This window comes from Lederbergia panacisoli, from assembly GCF_024626525.1.
Classification (GTDB): Bacteria; Bacillota; Bacilli; order Bacillales; family Bacillaceae_C; genus Lederbergia; species Lederbergia panacisoli.
In genome coordinates this window covers 448,572-471,026 of record NZ_JANJGU010000001.1, presented here as the reverse complement: position 1 = coordinate 471,026, position 22,455 = coordinate 448,572, and the positions used below count along the sequence as shown (strand labels likewise).

The following is a 22,455-nucleotide window of genomic DNA, read 5'->3' as shown; positions in this document are numbered from 1 at the left end:
TTTTGAAGCAGCACCATCTCCGAGTTATTTACCGATTAATAATCACATTGCTTATTTTTATTATTATTTATTGCTTTTTATTATTAAAGCCGCTTTGGAAGCCCATTTTAACAACTATAATGATTGGTCTTCTTCCATTTTTTTTGAGTGGGCTGATTGCGTATTTATTACATCCGTTGGTTGAGAAGATAGAAAGCTTAGGAATGAAAAGATATCTCGCTATTTTAATTATTTATCTCCTCTTTTTTGGTGGAACTGGATTTGCCATATATTTAGGAATTCCAATGATGATCAAACAGATGAAGGAGTTTTCCGAACAACTCCCTATTTTTATTGGCCATTATCGGGATTGGATACACCAAGTTGAAACCTCGACAGCAAGTTTCCCGGAAGGCATCCAAATTCAAGTTGATGAAAGAATTAATGATGTTGAACAATGGTTTAACAAGTTAATTGAAAAAACGACGAAAGCAATTATGAATATTTTTGATTTTTTACTTATATTATTAGTTGTACCATTCCTTTCTTTTTATATGCTCAAGGATTTAGATGCAATCAAAAAAGCATGTTGGTATATAACACCGAAGAAGTGGCGACGAAATGGAGTCCAATTTTTGGATGCCGTCAATGAATCTTTAGGCGGTTATATACGTGGACAAATTCTTGTATGTGTCATAATAGGAGTGGCGGCAGCAATCGCTTTTGGAATTATTGGGGTACAGTATCCTATTCTTTTGGGTATCATCATTGCTCTAACAAACGTCATCCCTTATTTTGGTCCACTTATCGGTGCAATTCCCGTTATAATGATCGCGTTAATGTCTTCCGTTAAATTGGCAATTATAGCTGGTGTAATAGTATTCATACTTCAGTTTACAGAAGGAAATATATTATCGCCGTATATTGCAGGAAAATCCTTGCATATGCATCCTTTATTTATCATTGCGGCCCTGATCATAGGGGGAGAGGCACTTGGAATCATTGGGATGATTATTTCAGTTCCAATTTTGGCTGTTATTAAAATCGCTATTATTCACTCTAGGGATCATTTAATTAAAATGAGGCAGACTTAGCATTGACAAAGAATCCCAAGTTCTCTATAATTTCAAGTATAAATTCTATAATGTGTAAATTGAAGAAGGATCTAAATGTTATAGCCCATCTTAAGAGAGGAATTTCCTAGGCTGAAAGAAATTCCAGATGAAGAATGACAGATGCCAATCCTGAGAGTAGCTAATCACTAACGTTAACCGCGTTAAGGTACTGAGATAAAAGCGTAGAAATATGCTTTTGAATCAGGGTGGTACCGCGTTAACAAGCTTCGCCCCTGTTTAGGGGAGGGGCTTTTTATTTTTTTAGGAGGAAATGATAATGAAAAAACTTACTGGCGCACAAATCAGACAAATGTTCTTAGACTTTTTCGGGGAAAAGGGCCACAGAGTAGAGCCTAGTGCATCCCTCGTTCCGCATGATGATCCAACATTGTTATGGATTAATAGTGGAGTAGCTACATTAAAAAAATATTTTGATGGTCGGGTTATTCCGGAAAATCCACGTATCGTGAATGCGCAAAAATCCATTCGTACAAACGATATTGAAAATGTAGGGAAAACGGCAAGACATCATACATTTTTTGAGATGCTCGGAAACTTTTCAATAGGTGATTATTTTAAAGAAGAAGCGATTGAATGGGCTTGGGAATTTTTAACGAATCCTAAATGGATTGGCTTCGATGCGGATAAATTATCTGTAACGATTCATCCGGAAGATGATGAAGCTTTCGAACTTTGGAATAAAAAGATTGGTCTTCCAGAGGAGAGAATCATTCGCCTAGAAGGTAACTTTTGGGACATCGGAGAGGGGCCAAGCGGTCCGAATACAGAAATATTTTATGACAGAGGTCCTGAATTTGGAGACAATCCTGAAGATCCGGAACTTTATCCTGGTGGAGAAAATGAACGGTATTTAGAAATTTGGAATCTCGTATTTTCCCAATTTAATCATAACCCTGATGGCTCTTATACGCCGCTTCCAAAGAAAAACATTGATACAGGTATGGGTCTAGAACGGATGGCATCAGTTATCCAGAACGTACCAACAAATTTTGATACTGATTTGTTCTTACCTATTATTCGTGAAACAGAAAAAATATCTGGCACAACTTATGGATCAAATTTTGAAAATGATACTGCCTTTAAAGTGATTGCGGATCATATTCGTACTGTAGCGTTTGCGATTGCTGATGGAGCATTGCCTTCCAATGAAGGTCGGGGCTATGTGTTGCGCAGACTTTTAAGAAGAGCGGTAAGGTATGCGAAACATATTAACATCGATAAGCCTTTTATGTTCAAACTTGTCCCTGTTGTAGGCGAAATTATGAGAGACTATTACCCAAATGTCGTGGAGAAAACTGATTTCGTTCAAAAAGTAATTAAAAATGAAGAGGAACGTTTTCATGAAACTTTGAATGATGGGTTGGAAATCCTTTCATCGATCATTCAAAAAGCTAAGCAAGAAGGTAAAAACATCATTAGTGGTTCAGATGTGTTTAAACTATACGACACATATGGATTCCCTATTGAACTGACAGAAGAATATGCTGAAGAAGAAAAGATGACGGTTGATCATGAAGGTTTTGACATCGCAATGGAGGAACAGCGGGAACGGGCTCGATCAGCACGTCAAGATACTGAATCGATGCATGTCCAAGGCGGAATTCTCGGTGATTTACATGTGAGCAGCACATTTATTGGCTATGAAAAGTTGCAAGCCGATACGATTGTTCAGGCGATTGTCAAAAATGGTGAACTCGTCCAAGATGCTCGCGCGGGAGAAAAAATCGAATTAATCCTTGAGAAGACACCTTTTTATGCCGAAAGTGGAGGGCAGATTGCTGATAAAGGTTTAATAACTGCTTCTGGATTGACTGTAAACGTAATGGACGTCCAAAAAGCACCAAATGGACAAAATCTTCATTCCGCTGAAGTTGTTTCTGGGGAAATAAATCAGGGAATGAACGTACATGCACAAGTAAATGAAAGTAATCGCAGAAAAATAGAGAAAAATCATACAGCGACACACTTGCTTCACCAAGCATTAAAAGATGTCCTCGGGTTTCATGTTAACCAAGCTGGTTCATATGTAGGTCCTGAAAGATTACGATTTGACTTTTCCCATTTTGGTCAAGTAAAACCAGAAGAACTAGAAAAAATTGAACAAATTGTGAACGAGAAAATTTGGGATAGTATTTCAGTTTCCATCTCGAATAAAAGTTTAGAGGAAGCAAAGGCGATGGGGGCAATGGCTTTATTCGGAGAAAAATATGGAGATGTCGTTCGTGTCGTGTCTGTAGATGAGTATAGCTTAGAATTGTGCGGAGGATGCCATGTTTCTAATAGTTCGTCTATTGGTTTATTTAAAATTGTTTCAGAAAGTGGAATCGGTGCAGGAACGCGGAGAATTGAGGCTGTAACCGGTGAAGGCGCCTATCTCGTAATGAATGATGAAATTATGAGATTCCATCAAGCTGCTGATATTTTAAAAACAAAACCAAAAGATATGGTACATCGAGCAGAGGTATTGCTTTCTGAAATGAAGGAGCTCCAACGCGAAAATGAATCTTTGTCCTCAAAACTTGCAAATATTGAAGCAGGGAGTATGCTTAAATATGTAGAGGAAATAGATGGAATAAAAGTGTTGTCACAAAAAGTTCAGGCATCAGATATGAATACACTTCGCAACATGGCAGATGATCTAAAGCAAAAAATAGGGTCGGGAATCATCGTTTTAGGATCTAATCAACATGATAAAGTAAATATTATTGCAGCAGTAACGAAGGATTTAATTAACCAAGGCTATCACGCTGGAAAACTCGTTAAGGAAATTGCTGGACGCTGTGGCGGCGGCGGTGGTGGACGCCCTGATATGGCTCAAGCGGGTGGGAAAAATCCAGATCAGCTAGATTCCGCACTAGACTTTGTAACGGAATGGGTAAAATCCGTTTGATTCCGAGAAGAAATCATGTACAATAAAGATACTATGTGACAATCTGGCCTATCTGTAAATGGTATGTCTTAAGAGAGGTGTTGTAAATGAGCTCTTTTGATAAAACGATGCGTTTTGATTATCAAGAAGACCCGATGGAGCAAGATGTGAAAGAAGTGTTGCTTCATGTGTACGGTGCCCTTCAGGAAAAAGGTTATCATCCAATTAACCAAATTGTTGGCTATCTGCTTTCAGGGGATCCTGCATATATTCCAAGGCATCATGACGCACGCAATATCATGAGAAAGCTGGAACGCGACGAAATCATTGAAGAATTGGTGAAATCGTATTTAAAACAACATCGTGAGGGATAATAAATGAGAGTTATGGGCCTTGATGTTGGATCTAAAACAGTCGGAGTGGCTATTAGTGATGAAATGGGCTGGACCGCACAAGCAATCGAAACGATAGCCATTGATGAAAACATAAAAAGGTTTGGATTCGAGAGAATAGGAGAAATTATTAAGGAATATGATGTAAAGGAAGTTATTGTTGGTCTGCCGAAAAATATGAATAATACGATTGGTCCACGAGGTGAGGCTTCGCAATATTATGCTGGGAAGTTGGAATCACTTTTTGAAATTCCTGTTAAACTTTGGGACGAGCGCCTAAGTACAATGGCGGCAGAGCGGATTTTATTGGAAGCAGATGTCAGCAGAAAAAAACGGAAAAAAGTAATCGATAAAATGGCGGCCGCGATGATTTTACAAGGTTATCTTGACAGCCAACAATAATGAGGTGAAGAAAATGGAAAACGGGGAAAAACACATTACCGTAATTGATGAAAATGGAAATGAACAGCTATTTGAAGTATTATTCACATTTGATTCTGATGAATTTAATAAATCATATGTATTATACTTCCCTGTAGGTGCTGAAGAAGACGAAAACGAAGAAATTGAAATTCATGCCTCAGCTTATACTCCTAATGAAGAAGGGCAAGAAGGCAATCTTCAACCGATTGAAACGGATGAAGAGTGGGAAATGATTGAAGAAATGCTCAACACCTTTTTGGATGAGGAAGAAGAGGAAGAATAAACTTTATGAAAGCCAATCCTACGGGGTTGGCTTTTTTCCAGTTTAAGCATTGTTCTTTTCTTTTGCGTTAGGAGGCAAGACTCCTCCCTCGTCTGTTTCTTTATCGCAAGTGCTGAGCCAAAGAAGTTTGTACTTTGATGGCCGAGACATTTGCGCTCTTCTAACAATTCTTCATTTTTCGAGTGAAAATATTACAATTTGTAGTATAATGTACAAAGTATAATAGAGAAACTCTATCCAGCTGTGTTTAGAAGGGGGATTGCCAAAGTGGCAGATAAAGAAAGCCGTGGCACTAATAAGCTTGACTTAAAAACTAAAATGAGAAATAACTTAATAGAGAGGCGAAACGAGGCGAAAATCATAAGAAGAATCGTAGCAATTATTACTTTAATTGCACTGCTTGTTGCAGGTGGTGTTGGATTTATCGGCTATAATTACATTAAATCCGCTTTAGAGCCCGTTGATCCGGACAATAATAAACAAACGGAAGTAGATATTCCAATCGGCTCCTCGACGACATCAATCGGTAAACTTCTACAGAAAAAAGGCATAATAAAAAACGGGACCATATTTAAATATTATGTTAAGTTAAATAACATATCGGGATTTCAGGCAGGTAATTATAAATTTACTCCATCAATGACTCTCGAGGAAATAGCTGCAACATTACAAACAGGTAAGCTTGTTAGAGAAGCATTATTTAAAATGACAATCCCTGAGGGACTTCAACTTGATCAGATTGCTAAAATAATCGCAAAACATATTGGCATGTCTTCCGAAGAAATCGCAAAAAAACTAGATGATCCAGAAATGATAAAGCAACTCATGAAAAAATATCCCGAAATCTTGACGGATGATATTTTAAATGAAAATGTTAAACATCCGTTGGAAGGATATTTATTTCCAGCTACATATTCTTTTTATGAAGAAAAACCATCATTAGAATCTGTCATTGGTGAAATGCTGTCGCAAACGAAGAAAATAGTTATAAAATATTCTGAAACGATGGAAGAGAAAGAAATGGATGTCCATAAGCTTCTGACGATGGCATCATTAATTGAAAAAGAGGCAACTGCAAAAGCTGATAGACATAATATCTCAAGTGTTTTTTATAATCGCATAAAGAAAAATATGCCTTTACAAACCGATCCAACCATATTGTATGCACTCGGAAAACATAAAGATAGAACATTATATGAGGATTTAAAAGTGGATTCACCTTATAATACGTATAAGCATGAAGGACTTCCTCCGGGGCCAATCGCTAACGCTGGCGAAACATCGATAGAAGCAGCTTTAAATCCTGCAGATACGGAGTTTTTATATTTCCTTGCTGAATATGGAACAGGTGAGGTTCATTACTCAAAATCGTTAGAAGAACATAACGCGTTAAAGGATAAATACATTACGAATAAAAGGGATTAAGCTATAGGAGGTCCATTTCTTGAACGATTCCATCAAGAGTTATCTCGAATCATATGTACCAAAGAGAAGCTTATTTTTTAAAGAGTTGGAACAGTTTGCGATAGAGCATCGTGTACCGATAATGGAGCCAACTGGTATTGAAACGATGCTGCAAATTATGAGAATCCAAAATCCAAAATGCATACTGGAAATAGGCACAGCGATCGGTTATTCTGCTTTAAGAATGGCAGATGCGCTTCAAAATGCACAGATTGTAACGATGGAGATGGATGAAGAAAGAATAGGGCAAGCGTTGGCGAATATCAAAAAAGCTAATATGGAAAATCGCATTACAGTCATAGAAGGAAATGCATTGGACTTATATGAAAAAGCAACTTCTCATGGACCTTATGATGCTATTTTCATCGATGCAGCCAAAGGACAATATGGGAACTTTTTCAATATGTATAAAGAACTTTTAACTGAACATGGCTGTATTTATACGGACAATGTCCTTTTTAAAGGATTGGTAGCAGAGGAAAATCAAACTGAAAATAAACGATTAGCCGGAGTTGCTGCGAAAATAAAAGATTTTAATCACTGGCTTTTTGATCAAAAGGATTTTACAACAGTTATCATTCCTGTAGGTGATGGACTGGCAATCAGTAAAAAAATTGATGTTGGGGGTCTATAGGATGGACCATAAACCAGTAATCATTGGTGTGGCAGGAGGATCAGGCTCTGGGAAAACGAGTGTAACAAATTCAATTTATGAAACTTTTAAGGGACACTCCATTTTGGTCATTGAACAGGATTTTTATTATAAAGATCAAGGGCATCTTCCTATGGAAGAGAGGCTGAAAACAAATTATGATCACCCTCTTGCTTTTGACCATGACCTTCTGATTAACCATCTCGAAAAACTTTTATGCTATGAATCGATTGAAAAACCAGTGTATGACTACAAGCAGCATACTAGATCAAATGAAACGATTCATGTCGAACCTAAAGAAGTTATAATAATTGAAGGAATTTTAGTATTAGAAGACGAAAGATTGCGCAATTTAATGGATATAAAAATATTTGTTGATACAGATGCTGATTTACGAATAATCCGGCGATTAGTAAGGGATATGGAAGATCGCGGAAGATCTTTCAATTCGGTGATATCTCAATATTTGAATGTTGTGAGGCCAATGCACAACCAGTTCATTGAACCGACGAAACGATATGCTGATGTCATTATTCCAGAAGGTGGTCACAACCATGTCGCCATCGATTTAGTAGCAACAAAGATTAAAACAATTCTTGAACAAAAGTCATTTTTGTAATACGATAGCATAGATACTATTATATGTACTATGACGCGCCTAGGACGGGCGCGTCATCATGTATTACATACACAAAATTGGATTGTATACGATAAGGAGTGAAGGGATTTGGCTACGGAAAAGGTATTTCCTATGACGGAAGCTGGAAAAGAAAAGCTTGAACAAGAGCTTGAATATTTAAAATCAGTTAGAAGAAAAGAAGTGGTAGAACGCATAAAAATTGCCCGCAGCTTTGGCGATTTATCGGAGAACTCCGAATATGATTCTGCTAAAGAAGAGCAGGCATTTGTAGAGGGACGAATCACTACAATTGAAAATATGGTGCGCAACGCAAAAATCATACAAGATGATGAATTAAATTCTGATATTGTCACACTTGGAAAAACAGTAACATTTGTTGAATTGCCAGACGGCGATGAAGAAACATACACAATCGTAGGAAGCGCTGAGGCTGATCCATTTGAAGGGAAAATCTCAAATGACTCCCCAATCGCGAAAAGCCTACTCGGCCATAAAGTCGACCAAGAAGTAACCGTCCAAACACCTGGAGGAGAAATGAAAGTTCGACTCGTTTCCATTAAATAAGATTTGAACACGATTCCATTCCACAATAATGGGATCGTGTTTTGTTTTTGTAATTATTTGAATTGTTCGAGATTTGTTTGAGTGCCTGGCACTCAAACAAATCCCAGACAATTCTTTTTGTTCATGGTTATTCATCTTGAAAATCAGGGCAACAATGGTTTTTGAGGTGGTTTTTATGCGAAGAAGGCGAATTCGTTTTTTGTCTGCGGTTATTATTGTTTTGATGTTGGTTTTGTTTATTAGGTTGATGGAAGTGCAGTTGTTTTTTACGGAAAATTATTCGAAGCATCGTGTCAATCTTTTGAATGAGAGTGTGAAGCAACGAACTCAGGAAGTTTTAATTGATGATGGGCGTGGGCATTTTTTAGATAATGAGGGCTATCCACTTTCTTATGACGAAAAAACGGTCCTCGTATTATTTCCTTTTCTAAAAAATATCCAGTGGGACAAAAATCAGCTTGCTACAATTATGAATATCCGAAAAGAAGAGATAGATCGAATATTAAATAATGTAAAAAAGCCGTTAATATATGGAGAAATTTCACCAATACAAGCTAAGGAAATAACAAAATTGAATATACCGGGCCTGTATGCCATTCAGAAAAAATACCCACCTGCAAATAATATTGCAAGTCAACTCATTGGGGTTATCGGTGAGAACAGTGAAGAATTTTGGAAAAGATACCCTGATAAAAAAAGTATGGGCTCTCTAAAAATAGGCGTTACAGGTATGCAGAAAAGCTTTGATGAGTTTTTAATTGCCGACAATCCCTCCAAACTTATTTTTCATGTTGATGGCGTTGGGGCACCATTATTTGGAATTGATGTCAAATATTCAGGACAAAGCAATCCCTATTATCCATTAATGGTAAAAACCACAATTGATAGTCCATTCCAAGATGGTATTGAATCCTTATTGGATAAACATAAAATCATAAAGGGCGGAGCTTTGCTTCTTGATATTGAGACAGGAAATATTTTAGCATCCGCTTCCAGACCGTTGCTTAACCGAGACAATCCATTTTCAGATGATGGAGCAGCAAATATGATGTTAGAACAACATATTCCGGGTTCAGTATTTAAGACAGTCGTAGCCGCTGCAGCACTTGATGAAGGATTGGTGGATAATGATGAACAATTTAATTGTTCTCTTACGATTCGAGATGAACTAGCTGAAAGGGATTTGGGCATGCTTCCTTTAGATGAAAGTTTCTCTAGAAGCTGTAATAAAACCTTTGCTGAATTGGCTGTAAGGTCAATGGAGAAAAGCCCCAATCTATTGGAGAAGTATGCTGAACAGCTTGGCTTAACCGGTTTTTCAGGGTGGCAAGATGATGTATTTTATGTGAAAAATTTTAAGCAGTTTACACAAGCAACCGGAAGAATATTTACATCAGATGAGAGTAGAAAAGATCAAAATTACGTAGGACAAACAGGAATCGGTCAGCATGAAGTTCGTGTCTCGCCACTTAGTGTGGCAAATATGATGGCCACAATTGCGAGAGGCGGTCAAAAGAAAGCAATCCGTGCGGCAACCGAAATTCAGTACGCTGATGGGGGAGTCCTCTTTCAATTTCCAGAACAAAAAAGTAGGGGAGATCATATTTCGACTTCCACTGCGATGAAGCTTCAATCTCTGCTTCGAAAAGTTGTAACTGATGATGAGGGAACAGGGAGGTTTTTTCAGAATTTACCTTATGAGATTGCTGGAAAAAGCGGTACAGCGGAAACTGGTGTAGAGAAAGACGGAGTTCAGCTTCACAATAAATGGTTTGCAGGCTATTTTCCTTTCCAACAACCCAAATATGCTCTTGTCGTAGTAAATTTAGATGTCCCCGGTGATCAAGGAGGCATTAACCCCCTATTTGCAGATATTGTTACGATGGTTTTTGAAAAGACGAATCATGCATTGAACCATACAGAAGAATAGTTTTTTATTCACGTTTTCCTTCATCCATGTTATGATAATGTCAATCGAAATGGGGGTTGATTCTGTGCCTATTGATTTTAATAATTCGGGTTCGCGTTCTGAAAAGCGGGCCAAACGCAGGAAAACTAATATTATTTTAAATACATTGATTGCTATTGTCATTATTTTAATCATTTTTGTCGGTAAAAATATATTCTTTAGTGACAATAAAGTAGATCCACAACAAACGAGCGGACAGGAAATACCTAAAACTGAAGATAAAAGTAAGGATAACGAAGAACAAGTTGCTGATGAAAATTCAAAGGAACAAACTGAAGATGAAGAGAAAGAAAATAATGAAGAAGAATCCAGTAATACTGGTGATATCGAACAAGAGAGCAATGAGCCCAATGTAGAAAAAGTAATAGTAAATCCTGATTGGAAACCAATTGGAACAGAACAAACTGGACATCAGCCATCATATGACATGGGTTCAGTGGATTGGAAGGAAAAAGAATTGGCGGCAGCTTATGCCATCAATACACAAATAGAAAATATGACAACATGGTGGCTTAGACGTGGGGATGATCCAGACAACCAATCGATTTTGACGGTTTCCGCTAAAGGCAGCCAAGATACATATGAAGTGTATGTCGAGTGGGTGGATGGTCAAGGTTGGAAACCAACTGAGGTTAAGAAATTGATTGAAAACGATCGAAGACAATAGAACAGATTTTGAAAAGAGGTAATCATCTTGAAAATTGCCATCATTGGCGCAATGGAAGAAGAAGTATCTCTCCTGCGTAATAATATAACAGACAAACAAATTAATGAGGTAGCCGGCTGTGAGTTCACCTCAGGATATATTGGTGAAAAAGAAGTCATTTTACTTAAATCAGGAATTGGTAAAGTAAATGCAGCAATGTCCACTACCATTTTATTGGAGAAGTATAAGCCGGATTTGATCATCAATACTGGTTCAGCAGGGGGCTATAATCCTAATTTAAATATTGGAGATTTGGTTATTTCTACTGAGGTTCGCCATCATGATGTAGATGTGACAATCTTCGATTATGAATATGGGCAGGTCCCACAAATGCCGCCTGCGTTTCTTGCAGATCCTTCCTTAATTGAAACGGCTTTAAAAGCTGTAAAAAACATTGAAGGTATACAAGCAGTAACAGGATTGATCGCAACTGGAGATTCTTTTATGAATGATCGAGAAAGAGTTGAGTTTGTTCGTAATAAGTTTCCAGATTTGCAAGCTGTTGAAATGGAGGCTGCTGCCATTGCACAAGTGGCCTATCAATTTCATGTTCCTTTCGTTATAATTCGTTCTTTATCTGATATAGCTGGGCAAGAATCCAACATATCATTTGATGAATTTTTAGAGACAGCTGCTGTGAACTCCGCAAATTTAGTATTGGGAATCGCAAAATCATTATAATAATAAGGACTCTCCGAGGTAATTTGGAGAGTCCTATTGTTCTTATTTATTCTTAGTCATTTCCATAAATTCTTCAACATCTTTAATACAAAGCTTTACTCCCTCTTCCCAGAACTCTCGCTTCGTCAAATCAACCCCAAGATGTTTCATTGCAAGGTCTTCAACCATCATCGAACCTGTATCTTCAAGCATAGCCATGTATTTTTTCTCATAGCCTTTTCCTTCTTTTACAGCTTGTGCGTATATTCCAAGCGAGAATAAAAAGCCAAATGTGTATGGGAAATTATAAAATGGTACACCTGTTATAAAGAAATGAAGTTTTGATCCCCAGAATAGTGGATGATATTCTTTAAGAGAACCTAGATATGCCTCTTTCTGTGCTTCCTCCATTAATTCATTTAAACGTTTTTTGCTGACGATGCCATTTTTACGTTCTTCGTAAAAGCGAGTTTCAAAAAGAAATCTAGCATGAATATTCATCAGCAGGGCAACTGAACGTTGAATTTTATCCTCTAGCAATGCAAGTTTTACATCATCGTTTTCCGCATTATTTACAGCTGCATCTGACACGATCATTTCAGCAAAGGTAGAAGCTGTCTCTGCGACATTCATCGCATATCCTCTATTTAATGGATGTGTATCTTTTAATGCGTATGAATGAAATGCATGCCCTAGTTCATGGGCAAGAGTAGACACATTAGATGGAGTTCCTGAGTATGTCATGAATATTCTTGATTGTTCGTCTACTGGGAACGATGTGCAAAATCCACCTGGGCGTTTTCCAGGTCGGTCTTCTGCTTCAATCCAGCGGTTTTCAAATGCTTTTCCAGTGAATGTTGTTAGTTCATCACCAAAATCTTGGAAGTGTTTCAAAATGAATTCTGCGCCTTCTTGGTAGCTATAAGTTGTATTCACTTCTCCGACTGGGGCATCTAGGTCATACCAGCTCAATTTATCCACACCAAGAAGTTCTGCCTTCCTTTGTAAAAAGTCAGCAAATGGTTGTTTAAGATCGGAAATGACTTCCCACATTACATCCAATGTTTCACTTTTCATTCTGTTGTATGTTAATGCTTCTTTTAAAATATGATCCCAACCTCTTTGCTTATAAACAGAAAGACGGAAGCCTGATAAGTGGTTTAATGTGCCTGCCAAAAGATCAGCTTGTTTATCCCATGCCTTTTCCCATTCTTCAAAAATTTGCTTTCTTACATTAGGATCAGAACTTGAAAATTTATTGGCTGCTTGTCCGACAGATAATTCAACTTTTTTCCCGTTTTCTTCAAAAGGAATTTTTACATGCTTGACGATCGTATCATACATTTCTCCCCAACCATGGTATCCATCAATACTTAATGCGTTTATTAACGCTTCTTGTTCTTTCGGCAATTTTTCTGCTGCTTTCGTGCGTCTTTCATTAAGAACAAACGATAATTCTTTAAGTGAATTTTGCTTTAGTAATCCATTCCAAGTATCTGAGCCTATACTTGATAATTTTTCATCAAAATTCGTTAAAATCGTGCTAAATCTTGAACTTAAGGTTGTAACCATTCCTCTAAGTTCATTCGCTCTAGTATCGTTCGTATTCTGGGCTTGAAGACAACTTACGAATGCCCCGGCCTGCCTTATATTTTGGGATACTACTTGAAACTTTTCAAGTAGGTTTATTAACGAGCTATCATTTGCATCTGTAGGTATAGTCCAAGAATCAACTGCTTCCTCAAAGCTTTGTAAGTCTGTTTTTAGTTTTTCCAAATGTTCAATAAATTGAGGGGAGGCACTCCCTCCGTTAAAAAAGACATCTAAATCCCAAGTTAACTCATATGTAGTTGTTGTCAAAAAGAATCTCCTCCTTTGTTCATCTCTTTTATTATAGGCTCTTTTCTTAAATTTTGTTTGTTTTTTATCCCGAAGGCTTCAATTTTTCTTTTCCAATCTTAAAAAAGAATAATGAGTTAAGGCATGTTTTTTGTGGGTTAAAATTCAGAAGATTGTAACAGGTCAATGTAAGGGCCTTCTCTTTTTAGAATATAATTACAAGGGAGGAGATATATTTGAGAAAACAAATACTAGGAACATCTTTCGCTTTATTGTTATTTGTTATAAGTTGTTCTGAAAAACCATGAACAATCCAACTACGAAAATAGATGTAGAAAGTGTTCCGGATATCACTTCCGATGAGGAATATTACCCAAAGATAAAATTGCGGGCAAAGTTTTAGGATACAAATAAACTCCATTTTCATGGACATATAGTGACTAATGATTATAAGAATAAGCACAAAGTACACAGGGGATATCTATGAAAAAACTTTCTATTCCATTACTTGTTTTAGGAGCATTCATAACGATTATCGGAGTTTTACCATATATCTTTTCTTATCCATATAGTGATGGTCCAAATTCTGGACCATCTAACAACTGGGAACTTATTTTGATTATTTCGTATGAAAAACAGTTCTGGTGCTTACTAATAGGGATTGCTTTATTGCTTTTTTCGTTTTTTCCCTTATTAAAACAACAAAAGGTTTAACTTTTGTATGTTGTTCTAAGTCCTTTCTTATACCAAGCTAACAATATAAATATTTTTATAAACATCATAAGAATATATAGTATTTTCTACTGAAGTTTTAAATACCTTGAGCAAACAATTCGAAAAGTCGTTTTTTCTTAAAGACAAGCAAATGTTACCCAATTTTCACATATACATGGATACATAGGATCAATCTTGTTGGAGGTGAGGAATTGTCCGGTATCCTTACGGCGATTGGCTATGTAATAAAAGAGTTAGTTTTTCTTGTATCATATGTTAAGAATAACGCTTTTCCACATCCATTATCCCAGGAAGAAGAGCAATTGAATTTAAAGAAAATGGCTGATGGAGACGAACAAGCCCGTAATCTCCTCATCGAGCATAACTTACGGCTTGTAGCCCATATCGTTAAAAAGTTTGAAAATACTGGAGAGGATGCAGAGGACTTAATCTCTATTGGAACGATCGGTCTAATAAAGGCGATTGAAAGCTATTCATTCGGAAAAGGTACGAAGCTTGCAACATATGCGGCTCGCTGTATAGAAAATGAAATATTGATGCATTTACGCGCCTTAAAAAAGACGAAAAAAGATGTTTCTCTCCATGATCCAATCGGCCATGATAAAGAAGGAAATGAAATCTCGCTAATTGATGTACTAAAATCCGAAGCAGAAGATATATTTGATACCATTCAGTTAAATATGGAATTGGAAAGAGTGAAGGAATATATAGATGTATTAGATGAAAGAGAAAAAGAGGTGATCATTGGTCGGTTTGGACTGAATTTGGAAAAAGAAAGGACACAGCGGGAAATTGCTAAAGAACTCGGCATTTCTAGAAGCTATGTTTCAAGGATTGAGAAAAGGGCATTGATGAAAATGTTTCACGAATTTTATCGTGCTGAAAAGGAAAAGCTGAAAAAATCAAAGGAATGATAAACAAACAGCCATCTTCGTGATAAAAAGCGAAGATGGCTGTTTCGTTAAACTTTTTTAAAAGTAAATGTACTAATCATCAAAATGGATAAAATTAGAGAAATAAATAAGAATGAGTTCGGTGGAAAGTATGGGATAGCTAAATAACTAAGTGTTAATAAACAACCTGCTGATGTAATTGGAAGCCCCATAAAGTAGCCATTATTTTCTGTGATATTAAACCTAGCAAGACGGAATGCGCCGCAGCCTATAAAAAAAACAGTAAGAAATATTCCGGGAAAACCAAACAAATTTAAGATTCCTTGGTATAATAACAAGGCGGGGGCCACTCCGAATGAGATAATGTCGCTCATTGAGTCGAGCTGTTTTCCCATTTCTGATTCAATTTGCATCTTACGTGCAACAATTCCATCGAAGCGATCCGCAAGTGCAGCAATAAAAATGAGTAACAAACTTAGATGCAACTGGCCATTGATTCCTACGAGAATAGCGCATCCGCCTAACCCAAGATTGGCCAATGTAAGGACGTTAGCCGTTTGCGCTTTTAATTTTCTAATTGTTTGATCAAAGGCATCGACTAGGAACATTTTTTTTCCTCCTTCCTTCATCTTGTATCTAATCATACTAAATTATATTCCTTTTAGACATAAAAGTTAAGATATTTTTAGCCAGGGGGTCAATGGTTTGAAGCAAAAGATTTACCGTACTTTAATTGAATTGACAAATGGACCATATTCAGCAAATCTAGTGAGAATATTTACACATTCAAAGTTCAGTAGGCGTATTATTAAAGCATACGCAAAATTTTATCAAATTAATTTGGATGAAATGCAGGAAGACATACATAGTTATGAAAATTTACACTTATTTTTTACAAGAAAACTAAAGGGAAATGTGCGCGCAATTGATCAACATCCAGATTCGATTATAAGTCCAGTGGACGGTGTTTTGGAGGATGTCGGTACGATTCATGCAAATAACTTCATACATGTAAAAAATAAAAGCTACTCTATAAGGGAGATGCTTGGGGGACATGATCATGCAGCTAAATATGCTGAAGGAACATATATGATTCTTTATTTAAGTCCTGCACATTATCATCGCATTCATAGTCCTGTCGATGCAAAAATAAAAAATCGATATTCACTGGGGACTAAATCGTATCCAGTCAATCGATTGGGTTTAAAATATGGAGATGCGACTTTAAGCAAAAATTTCCGAACGATCACGGAATTAGAGTTTGCTGGAAAATCAATTGCCATGGTTAAAGTTGGAGCGATGTTTATCAATTCGGTAGAAATTCTAAATCAAAATAATGAGTGGAAAAAGGGAGAAGAAGTAGCTTATTTTTCGTTTGGCTCTACCGTTGTTCTTCTATTCCAGAAAAATTCTTTCCAAATCGATAATGACATATCTATACCAAGCGAAGTGAGAGTGGGACAAGCATTGGGAAGTATGAATAGGTAACATAAGAAAAGCGCCTAAGGAACAGGCGCTATTTTATTTCCATTATGTCATTTTTTTAATCATAAAGGCTTTTTAACTAAAGATCGCCGGTGAAGTTCCGATTCAATAAGCTGAATAAAATCAGAGCCTAGGTTAAGATTCTTAGCCTTATAATATGATTCAAGCAAAAGTTCATCAGATAACTTTTTCATCAGCTTCACCTCCAACAACAATCAAAATTTTGTTCTAAAAAGGATTGTTATACAATAAATTATTATGTTATCCCTTTTATTACCCCCACTCTACCAGAATAAACTCTGTGGAACAAGCGTTCCTTTATCCACAGGAGGAAGTGGATAACTTGTGGGTAGAATGTTGGTAATTATTTATAAGGTTGTCATAATCGCTCTGTTTATGTGCATAAACTTATCCACAGATTTTGAAATAGTAGATTATTGTCGAAAACTCTTTTGAATATTGTCCAAAAATCATAAAGACACAAACTTTAGAAAGAAAAAAGATGCGTATACGTTAAAAATTAGTTAAGATGAGTTTATCTGACAGAACAGGCAATGAGGTGTAGAAAATTGTTGAAAAGGTTTTTGCCAAGTGAGTATGTTAAAAGTATTTATCATATTAAGGCTGAAGATTTAAAAGCTAAAGGGATAAAAGGCATCATCACAGATTTAGATAATACACTTGTTGAATGGGATCGTCCTAATGCCACTCCAAAGCTAATTAATTGGTTAGAAGAATTGAAGCTGAATGACATTAAAGTGACCATTGTGTCAAATAATAATGAGCAAAGAGTAAGAATCTTCTCGGATCCTTTACGTATCCCATTTATTCATAAAGCTAGAAAGCCTCTTGGTCGTGCGTTTAGAAAAGCAATTAAACTGATGGGAACGACGAAGGAAGAAACGGTTATTATCGGAGATCAATTATTAACTGACGTGCTGGGAGGAAATCGTGCAGGTTTTTATACGATACTTGTCATCCCAGTCGCTAAGTCAGACGGATTTTTTACTCGTTTTAATCGCAAGATCGAACGAGGGATCATGGCAAACTTCAAACGTAAAGGATTAATTGATTGGGAGGATGAACAGCAGTGAGTAAACATGACATCAACTGTATTGGCTGTGGCGTAACAATACAGACGGATCATCCCGAAGAAATTGGTTATGCCCCATCTTCATCATTAGAAAAGGAAGAAGTGATTTGTCAAAGATGCTTTCGATTGAAGCATTATAATGAAGTGCAGGATGTATCATTGACTGATCAAGATTTTTTAAATATATTAAACAAACTAAGAGATACAGATAGCTTAATTGTTAAAATCATTGATATTTTTGATTTTAATGGCAGTTGGCTTCCGGGGCTTCATCGATTTGTCGGTCATAACCCGATATTGCTTATTGGAAATAAAGTAGATTTGCTTCCGAAATCAGCTAAAAGAAATAAGCTGATCGGGTGGATGAAAAGCGAAGCAAAAGAGCTTGGATTAAAGCCCATAGATGTTCTTCTTGTAAGTGCAACAACGGGAAATCAAATTAAAGAAGCCCTTGCGCAAATTGAGTATTATCGACAAGGTAAAGATGTTTATATAGTAGGATGTACGAATGTAGGGAAATCAACTTTTATCAATCGAATCATTAAAGAGGTAGCTGGCGGACAAGATGTAATCACGACTTCACATTTTCCAGGTACCACATTGGACATGATTGAAATTCCACTCGATGATGGAAGAGCGCTTATCGATACACCAGGAATCATCAATCATCATCAAATGGCACATTTCGTTGATAAAGGTGATTTAAAAATCATTACACCCAAAAAAGAAATTAAGCCGAAGGTCTTTCAGTTGAATGAAGAGCAAACATTATTTTTTGGGGGCTTAGCAAGGTTTGATTATTTAAAAGGTGGACGTAGATCCTTTACATGCTATTTATCAAATGAATTACATATTCATCGTACAAAACTGGATAATGCCGACAGCTTATATAAAAACCACTTAGGAGAAATGCTGCAGCCACCAAGAAAGAATGAACTGGATACTTTTCCTGAACTCGTAAGACATGAATTCATGATTAAAGAGGGGAAAACAGACGTAGTCTTCTCTGGTCTAGGTTGGGTGACAATTAACGAGCCAGGGGCAAAAATTGCGGCCCATGTTCCCAAAGGTGTAAGTGTGATGTTGAGGAAATCACTTATATAAGAGGATGTTCAAAAAGTCCGGTAAAAATGACACTTCGAATTTCTTGGTCCTTTTTATCCTCCTTTTTGAACATAATTTATAAATAGAAGAATCATTGGGGGAATTTGCTTGATTAAATTATACGGTGTTATTGGTGATCCGATTGTTCAATCTATGTCGCCAGTTATGCAAAGTCAGGAATTTAACCAATTGGGAATTGAAGCGCACTATCATCCATTTCATATTGTAGATAAAGATTTAAAAGATGCCGTTAAGGGAATGAAAGCAATAGGTATTGCGGGATTCAATGTCACAAGCCCACACAAAACGACAATCATGCCTTTTCTAGATTATATTGATCCTCTTGCTAAAGCGATAGGGGCTGTAAATACAGTCGTTCGTGTCAATGATGAATTTCATGGCTATAATACTGACGGAATGGGCTTTATAAAAGCGCTGCAGGCAGATTGGAAAGAAAGTTTCTACCATGACAACGCCTTAATTATCGGAGCTGGCGGTGCTGCCAAGGCGATTTATTATACTTTATTATCTACAGGCATGAAAAATATTGATATTTCAAATCGCTCCGTTGATAAAGCGAAACAATTAATCATGGATTGTCCGTTTGAAGGCAATTCCAAAGCAATGTCACTAAAAGAAGCTGAAACTAGTTTGGACCAATACCAGCTTATTATCCAGACTACCTCTATTGGGATGTATCCTCATTTATCGGATAGTCCGCTGTCTCTTGCGAAATTAAATCAAGATGCATTCGTATCGGACATCATCTATAATCCCTTTGAGACTGCCCTTTTAAAAGAGGCGAAGGAAAGAGGAGCAAAAATACAAAATGGTGTAGGGATGTTTGTATATCAAGGTGCGTTAGCATTTGAAAAATGGACTAGCATAGTACCAGATGTAGAGCGAATGAAGAAAATTGTCATAAAACATTTAGGAGGAAATCCATGCTGACCGGAAAACAAAAAAGATATTTACGATCAAAGGCACATCATTTAACGCCTATTTTTCAAGTAGGTAAAGGCGGAGTAAATGAAAATATGATAAAGCAAATCGATGAGGCGCTGGAAAAAAGAGAATTGCTAAAAGTTAGTATTCTTCAAAATTGTGATGTGGAGAGGGAAACAGTTTCGGCTGAACTCGTTGAGGGAACAAAAGCGGAGCTTGTACAAAATATAGGTAATATAATTATTCTTTATAAAGAGTCTAAAGAGAATAAAGAAATAATTTTGCCCGTATAAATGGTGAGCATATGAAGAAAAAAGTTGGCATCTTGGGTGGAACATTCGATCCCCCTCATCTTGGACATTTAATTATCGCTAATGAAGTATTACATCGTTTACAATTGGATGAAATACAGTTTATGCCCAATCAAGAGCCTCCGCATAAAGAAAGAGAAAGTCATACGACGAATAGGGATCGGATTAGAATGCTTGAACTAGCTATTCAAGGAAATCCTTTTTTCTCGATTGAAAAAATAGAGTTGGAAAGAAAAGGAAGATCCTATACGTATGATACGATAAAAATGCTGGTTGAACAGAACCCTGATGATGAATATTATTTTATCATTGGTGCAGATATGGTTGAGTATTTACCATACTGGAAAGAGATAGATGAGTTGATGAAGATGATTAATTTTGTTGGAGTCAACCGGCCAAATTATCAGCTTGAAACTCCTTATCCTATTATTCAAATTGAAGTGCCATTTATAGAAATCTCTTCATCAATGATTAGAAAGAGAAATAAGAATGGTGAAACGATCAATTATTTATTGCCTTATGGGGTAATTCATTATATTGAGGAGAATCAATTGTATGAATCGTGATCGAGCACTTGAAATCGTTAAAAAAAAATTAAAAGGTCCGAGGTTTCAGCATACACTAGGAGTAGTTGAAACGGCAATAAATCTTGCTGAAAAATATGGTGGTAATAAAGAACAGGCTGAAATCGCTGCAATTTTTCACGATTATGCTAAGCTTCTGCCCATTTATGAATTGAAAAAAATCCTTATTGAAGCAGGAGAAGATGATCGTTTATTATTGTACCATCCCGAACTTTGGCACGGTCCTGCTGCTTCGGCTTTATTGAAGAAAGAATTTTCAATAGACAATGAAGACATCTTGAATGCTATACGTTATCATACGACAGGTAGGGCCAATATGACCCACCTGGAAAAAATCATTTACTTGGCCGATTATATTGAACCGGGGCGTAGTTTCCCTGGTGTTGAAGAGACGAGGGAACTAGCTGAAATTGATATAGATCAAGCGGTTCTTAAAGCAATCAGTAATACCATTTCTTTTCTTGTAAGTAAGAATGCGGCGATTTTTCCCGATACATTGGATGCTTACAATAGTTTTGTTTTAAATAAAGGAGGCAACACAATTTGAGTACAAAAGAATTATTAAAAACAGTTGTTAAAGCAGCTGACGATAAAAGAGCGGAAGATATAGTAGTACTTAATATGCAGGGGATTTCATTTATAGCGGATTATTTTCTTATTTGCCATGGAAATTCAGAAAAGCAGGTTCAGGCAATCGCAAGGGAGATTAAAGATGAAGCGAATAAGGTAGGGATAGGTGTAAATAAGATGGAAGGCTTTGATGAAGCAAAATGGGTGTTGATCGATATGGGCAATATCATAGCGCATGTATTCCATCGTGATGACCGCAGCTATTACAATTTGGAAAGGCTGTGGGGAGATGCTCCAATCGAAGATGTTTTAGGAGAACTTGAGCAGTGACATATGAACGATTAGCATACGTGTATGATTTTTTAATGAAGGACGTACCCTACTATAACTGGTTAGACTTTTTAAGCGCTGAAAGGAAAAGATATTCAGTTGAAGGAAATCGTGTTCTCGATTTGGCCTGTGGGACTGGTGAATTATCTGTATTATTGGCTGAAGAAGGTTTTGATGTTACTGGAGTTGATCTTTCTGGTGATATGTTAATGGTTGCGAGAGAAAAAGCTGAGCAAAAAAGGCTTCAGGTTCATTTATTCGAGCAGGACATGAGTCTTTTAGAAGGGCTTGGCACCTTTGATATCATCACTATATTTTGTGATTCTTTAAATTATTTACAAAGACCGGAAGAAGTGCAAAAAACATTTAGCAATGTTTTTACACATTTAAACGAAGACGGTTTATTTTTATTTGATGTTCACTCACCGTATAAAATCAACGAATTTATAAATGAAACATATTCATTTGCGGAGGATGAAGTTTCTTATATATGGACAAGTTTTCCAGGTGAGCATTCCCTTTCAATAGAGCATGAATTAACTTTTTTTGTTTTAGATGAAAAAACAGGAAAATATGATCGATTTGACGAGCTTCATAAACAGCGTACATATTCAACAGATCAATATAGTGATTGGCTTACTAAGGCGAATTTTATTATAAAGTCCATTACTGCAGATTTTTCGAATCAAGCGCCGACCAACATGTCGGAGAGATTATTTTTCACATGTAAAAAAAATAAGGCATTGTCTTAAATAATGCGAGTTAGGACGGCGAGTTGAATCGCCGTCCTTTTAATCACTTGCACTTTATAGTGAAACAAGTATAATAG

General features: G+C 36.6%; 26 protein-coding genes. 23 read left to right on the top strand and 3 right to left on the bottom strand.

Annotation, left to right across the window (positions count from 1 at the left end):
• Nucleotides 1-2: 2 nt before the first annotated feature.
• From NQ185_RS02345 to mtnN, 12 genes are all read left to right on the top strand, one after another.
• On the top strand, nucleotides 3-1,073 hold the full coding sequence (locus tag NQ185_RS02345) for an AI-2E family transporter (RefSeq protein WP_257579909.1): 1,071 nt from the start codon (nucleotides 3-5) through the stop codon (nucleotides 1,071-1,073).
• Nucleotides 1,074-1,371: 298 nt separating this feature from the next.
• Nucleotides 1,372-4,005: an alanine--tRNA ligase gene (gene alaS, locus NQ185_RS02340; protein ID WP_257579908.1), complete on the top strand. Its 2,634-nt coding sequence runs from the start codon at nucleotides 1,372-1,374 to the stop codon at nucleotides 4,003-4,005.
• 86 nt (nucleotides 4,006-4,091) lie between these two features.
• Nucleotides 4,092-4,358 (top strand): IreB family regulatory phosphoprotein, encoded by a 267-nt coding sequence (locus NQ185_RS02335; RefSeq protein ID WP_213127601.1) that lies wholly within the window; start codon nucleotides 4,092-4,094, stop codon nucleotides 4,356-4,358.
• A 3-nt stretch (nucleotides 4,359-4,361) separates the two neighbouring features.
• A complete protein-coding gene (ruvX, locus tag NQ185_RS02330) occupies nucleotides 4,362-4,778 on the top strand; it encodes a Holliday junction resolvase RuvX (RefSeq protein ID WP_257579905.1) in 417 nt (138 codons plus the stop codon).
• 13 nt (nucleotides 4,779-4,791) lie between these two features.
• The gene (locus NQ185_RS02325; protein ID WP_257579904.1) at nucleotides 4,792-5,082 is read left to right on the top strand and encodes a DUF1292 domain-containing protein; all 291 of its coding nucleotides are present in this window, start codon (nucleotides 4,792-4,794) and stop codon (nucleotides 5,080-5,082) included.
• Between the two features lie 318 nt (nucleotides 5,083-5,400).
• Nucleotides 5,401-6,507: an endolytic transglycosylase MltG gene (mltG, locus tag NQ185_RS02320; protein ID WP_257580048.1), complete on the top strand. Its 1,107-nt coding sequence runs from the start codon at nucleotides 5,401-5,403 to the stop codon at nucleotides 6,505-6,507.
• A gap of 19 nt (nucleotides 6,508-6,526) precedes the next feature.
• On the top strand, nucleotides 6,527-7,180 hold the full coding sequence (locus NQ185_RS02315; RefSeq protein WP_257579903.1) for an O-methyltransferase: 654 nt from the start codon (nucleotides 6,527-6,529) through the stop codon (nucleotides 7,178-7,180).
• Between the two features lies 1 nt (nucleotide 7,181).
• Nucleotides 7,182-7,817, top strand: a complete 636-nt coding sequence (gene udk, locus NQ185_RS02310; RefSeq protein WP_257579901.1) for a uridine kinase — start codon at nucleotides 7,182-7,184, stop codon at nucleotides 7,815-7,817.
• Between the two features lie 108 nt (nucleotides 7,818-7,925).
• A complete protein-coding gene (gene greA, locus NQ185_RS02305) occupies nucleotides 7,926-8,402 on the top strand; it encodes a transcription elongation factor GreA (RefSeq protein WP_257579900.1) in 477 nt (158 codons plus the stop codon).
• Between the two features lie 175 nt (nucleotides 8,403-8,577).
• The gene (locus NQ185_RS02300) at nucleotides 8,578-10,332 is read left to right on the top strand and encodes a peptidoglycan D,D-transpeptidase FtsI family protein (RefSeq protein WP_257579899.1); all 1,755 of its coding nucleotides are present in this window, start codon (nucleotides 8,578-8,580) and stop codon (nucleotides 10,330-10,332) included.
• A gap of 64 nt (nucleotides 10,333-10,396) precedes the next feature.
• Nucleotides 10,397-11,038, top strand: coding sequence for a YrrS family protein (locus NQ185_RS02295; protein WP_257579898.1), 642 nt, complete (start codon nucleotides 10,397-10,399; stop codon nucleotides 11,036-11,038).
• Between the two features lie 27 nt (nucleotides 11,039-11,065).
• Complete coding sequence (gene mtnN, locus NQ185_RS02290) at nucleotides 11,066-11,758, top strand: 5'-methylthioadenosine/S-adenosylhomocysteine nucleosidase (RefSeq protein ID WP_257579897.1); 693 nt, start codon at nucleotides 11,066-11,068, stop codon at nucleotides 11,756-11,758.
• Nucleotides 11,759-11,800: 42 nt separating this feature from the next.
• Here mtnN and NQ185_RS02285 read toward each other — a convergent pair whose 3' ends face one another.
• Complete coding sequence (locus NQ185_RS02285) at nucleotides 11,801-13,597, bottom strand: M3 family oligoendopeptidase (RefSeq protein WP_257579896.1); 1,797 nt, start codon at nucleotides 13,595-13,597, stop codon at nucleotides 11,801-11,803.
• Nucleotides 13,598-14,059: 462 nt separating this feature from the next.
• On the opposite strand from NQ185_RS02285, the gene NQ185_RS02280 reads away from it, so the two are divergent.
• Nucleotides 14,060-14,290, top strand: a complete 231-nt coding sequence (locus NQ185_RS02280; RefSeq protein WP_257579895.1) for a hypothetical protein — start codon at nucleotides 14,060-14,062, stop codon at nucleotides 14,288-14,290.
• 212 nt (nucleotides 14,291-14,502) lie between these two features.
• Complete coding sequence (gene sigK / locus NQ185_RS02275; RefSeq protein WP_257579894.1) at nucleotides 14,503-15,225, top strand: RNA polymerase sporulation sigma factor SigK; 723 nt, start codon at nucleotides 14,503-14,505, stop codon at nucleotides 15,223-15,225.
• Between the two features lie 47 nt (nucleotides 15,226-15,272).
• On the opposite strand, the gene pssA is transcribed toward sigK, so the two are convergent.
• Nucleotides 15,273-15,812, bottom strand: coding sequence for a CDP-diacylglycerol--serine O-phosphatidyltransferase (pssA, locus tag NQ185_RS02270; RefSeq protein ID WP_257579893.1), 540 nt, complete (start codon nucleotides 15,810-15,812; stop codon nucleotides 15,273-15,275).
• 97 nt (nucleotides 15,813-15,909) lie between these two features.
• Here pssA and NQ185_RS02265 point away from each other — a divergent pair, with 97 nt between their 5' ends.
• The gene (locus tag NQ185_RS02265; protein WP_257579892.1) at nucleotides 15,910-16,692 is read left to right on the top strand and encodes a phosphatidylserine decarboxylase; all 783 of its coding nucleotides are present in this window, start codon (nucleotides 15,910-15,912) and stop codon (nucleotides 16,690-16,692) included.
• A 59-nt stretch (nucleotides 16,693-16,751) separates the two neighbouring features.
• Here the strand turns inward: NQ185_RS02265 and NQ185_RS02260 are convergent, their stop codons facing one another.
• A complete protein-coding gene (locus tag NQ185_RS02260; RefSeq protein WP_257579891.1) occupies nucleotides 16,752-16,883 on the bottom strand; it encodes a sporulation histidine kinase inhibitor Sda in 132 nt (43 codons plus the stop codon).
• A 360-nt stretch (nucleotides 16,884-17,243) separates the two neighbouring features.
• Between NQ185_RS02260 and NQ185_RS02255 the strand changes: the two genes are divergently transcribed.
• From NQ185_RS02255 to NQ185_RS02220, 8 genes are all read left to right on the top strand, one after another.
• Nucleotides 17,244-17,783 (top strand): YqeG family HAD IIIA-type phosphatase, encoded by a 540-nt coding sequence (locus NQ185_RS02255; protein ID WP_257579890.1) that lies wholly within the window; start codon nucleotides 17,244-17,246, stop codon nucleotides 17,781-17,783.
• Entirely contained in the window at nucleotides 17,780-18,886 is a 1,107-nt protein-coding gene (yqeH, locus tag NQ185_RS02250; RefSeq protein ID WP_257579889.1) for a ribosome biogenesis GTPase YqeH, read from the top strand. The genes NQ185_RS02255 and yqeH overlap by 4 nt, the downstream gene beginning before the upstream one ends.
• Before the next feature lie 108 nt (nucleotides 18,887-18,994).
• Nucleotides 18,995-19,837: a shikimate dehydrogenase gene (gene aroE / locus NQ185_RS02245; protein ID WP_257579888.1), complete on the top strand. Its 843-nt coding sequence runs from the start codon at nucleotides 18,995-18,997 to the stop codon at nucleotides 19,835-19,837.
• Entirely contained in the window at nucleotides 19,831-20,124 is a 294-nt protein-coding gene (gene yhbY / locus NQ185_RS02240) for a ribosome assembly RNA-binding protein YhbY (protein ID WP_257579887.1), read from the top strand. Before aroE ends, yhbY begins: the two co-directional genes overlap by 7 nt.
• Before the next feature lie 11 nt (nucleotides 20,125-20,135).
• Nucleotides 20,136-20,708, top strand: a complete 573-nt coding sequence (locus tag NQ185_RS02235) for a nicotinate-nucleotide adenylyltransferase (RefSeq protein WP_257579886.1) — start codon at nucleotides 20,136-20,138, stop codon at nucleotides 20,706-20,708.
• Nucleotides 20,698-21,273, top strand: a complete 576-nt coding sequence (gene yqeK, locus NQ185_RS02230) for a bis(5'-nucleosyl)-tetraphosphatase (symmetrical) YqeK (protein WP_257579885.1) — start codon at nucleotides 20,698-20,700, stop codon at nucleotides 21,271-21,273. Before NQ185_RS02235 ends, yqeK begins: the two co-directional genes overlap by 11 nt.
• Nucleotides 21,270-21,626, top strand: a complete 357-nt coding sequence (gene rsfS, locus NQ185_RS02225) for a ribosome silencing factor (RefSeq protein ID WP_257579884.1) — start codon at nucleotides 21,270-21,272, stop codon at nucleotides 21,624-21,626. Before yqeK ends, rsfS begins: the two co-directional genes overlap by 4 nt.
• On the top strand, nucleotides 21,623-22,378 hold the full coding sequence (locus tag NQ185_RS02220) for a class I SAM-dependent DNA methyltransferase (protein WP_257579883.1): 756 nt from the start codon (nucleotides 21,623-21,625) through the stop codon (nucleotides 22,376-22,378). Before rsfS ends, NQ185_RS02220 begins: the two co-directional genes overlap by 4 nt.
• The last annotated feature ends 77 nt before the right edge of the window (nucleotides 22,379-22,455 follow it).

Excerpts from the sequence above, each read along its gene's own strand:
- ruvX (WP_257579905.1), top strand. The coding sequence starts at position 4,362 with ATGAGAGTTATGGGCCTTGATGTTGGATCTAAAACAGTCGGAGTGGCT.
- mltG (WP_257580048.1), top strand. The coding sequence starts at position 5,401 with ATGAGAAATAACTTAATAGAGAGGCGAAACGAGGCGAAAATCATAAGA.
- NQ185_RS02325 (WP_257579904.1), top strand. The coding sequence starts at position 4,792 with ATGGAAAACGGGGAAAAACACATTACCGTAATTGATGAAAATGGAAAT.
- NQ185_RS02300 (WP_257579899.1), top strand. The coding sequence starts at position 8,578 with ATGCGAAGAAGGCGAATTCGTTTTTTGTCTGCGGTTATTATTGTTTTG.
- NQ185_RS02235 (WP_257579886.1), top strand. The coding sequence starts at position 20,136 with ATGAAGAAAAAAGTTGGCATCTTGGGTGGAACATTCGATCCCCCTCAT.
- NQ185_RS02255 (WP_257579890.1), top strand. The coding sequence starts at position 17,244 with ATGAGGTGTAGAAAATTGTTGAAAAGGTTTTTGCCAAGTGAGTATGTT.
- udk (WP_257579901.1), top strand. The coding sequence starts at position 7,182 with ATGGACCATAAACCAGTAATCATTGGTGTGGCAGGAGGATCAGGCTCT.
- NQ185_RS02280 (WP_257579895.1), top strand. The coding sequence starts at position 14,060 with ATGAAAAAACTTTCTATTCCATTACTTGTTTTAGGAGCATTCATAACG.
- alaS (WP_257579908.1), top strand. The coding sequence starts at position 1,372 with ATGAAAAAACTTACTGGCGCACAAATCAGACAAATGTTCTTAGACTTT.
- yqeK (WP_257579885.1), top strand. The coding sequence starts at position 20,698 with ATGAATCGTGATCGAGCACTTGAAATCGTTAAAAAAAAATTAAAAGGT.
- pssA (WP_257579893.1), bottom strand. The coding sequence starts at position 15,812 with ATGTTCCTAGTCGATGCCTTTGATCAAACAATTAGAAAATTAAAAGCG.
- NQ185_RS02335 (WP_213127601.1), top strand. The coding sequence starts at position 4,092 with ATGAGCTCTTTTGATAAAACGATGCGTTTTGATTATCAAGAAGACCCG.
- NQ185_RS02260 (WP_257579891.1), bottom strand. The coding sequence starts at position 16,883 with ATGAAAAAGTTATCTGATGAACTTTTGCTTGAATCATATTATAAGGCT.
- yhbY (WP_257579887.1), top strand. The coding sequence starts at position 19,831 with ATGCTGACCGGAAAACAAAAAAGATATTTACGATCAAAGGCACATCAT.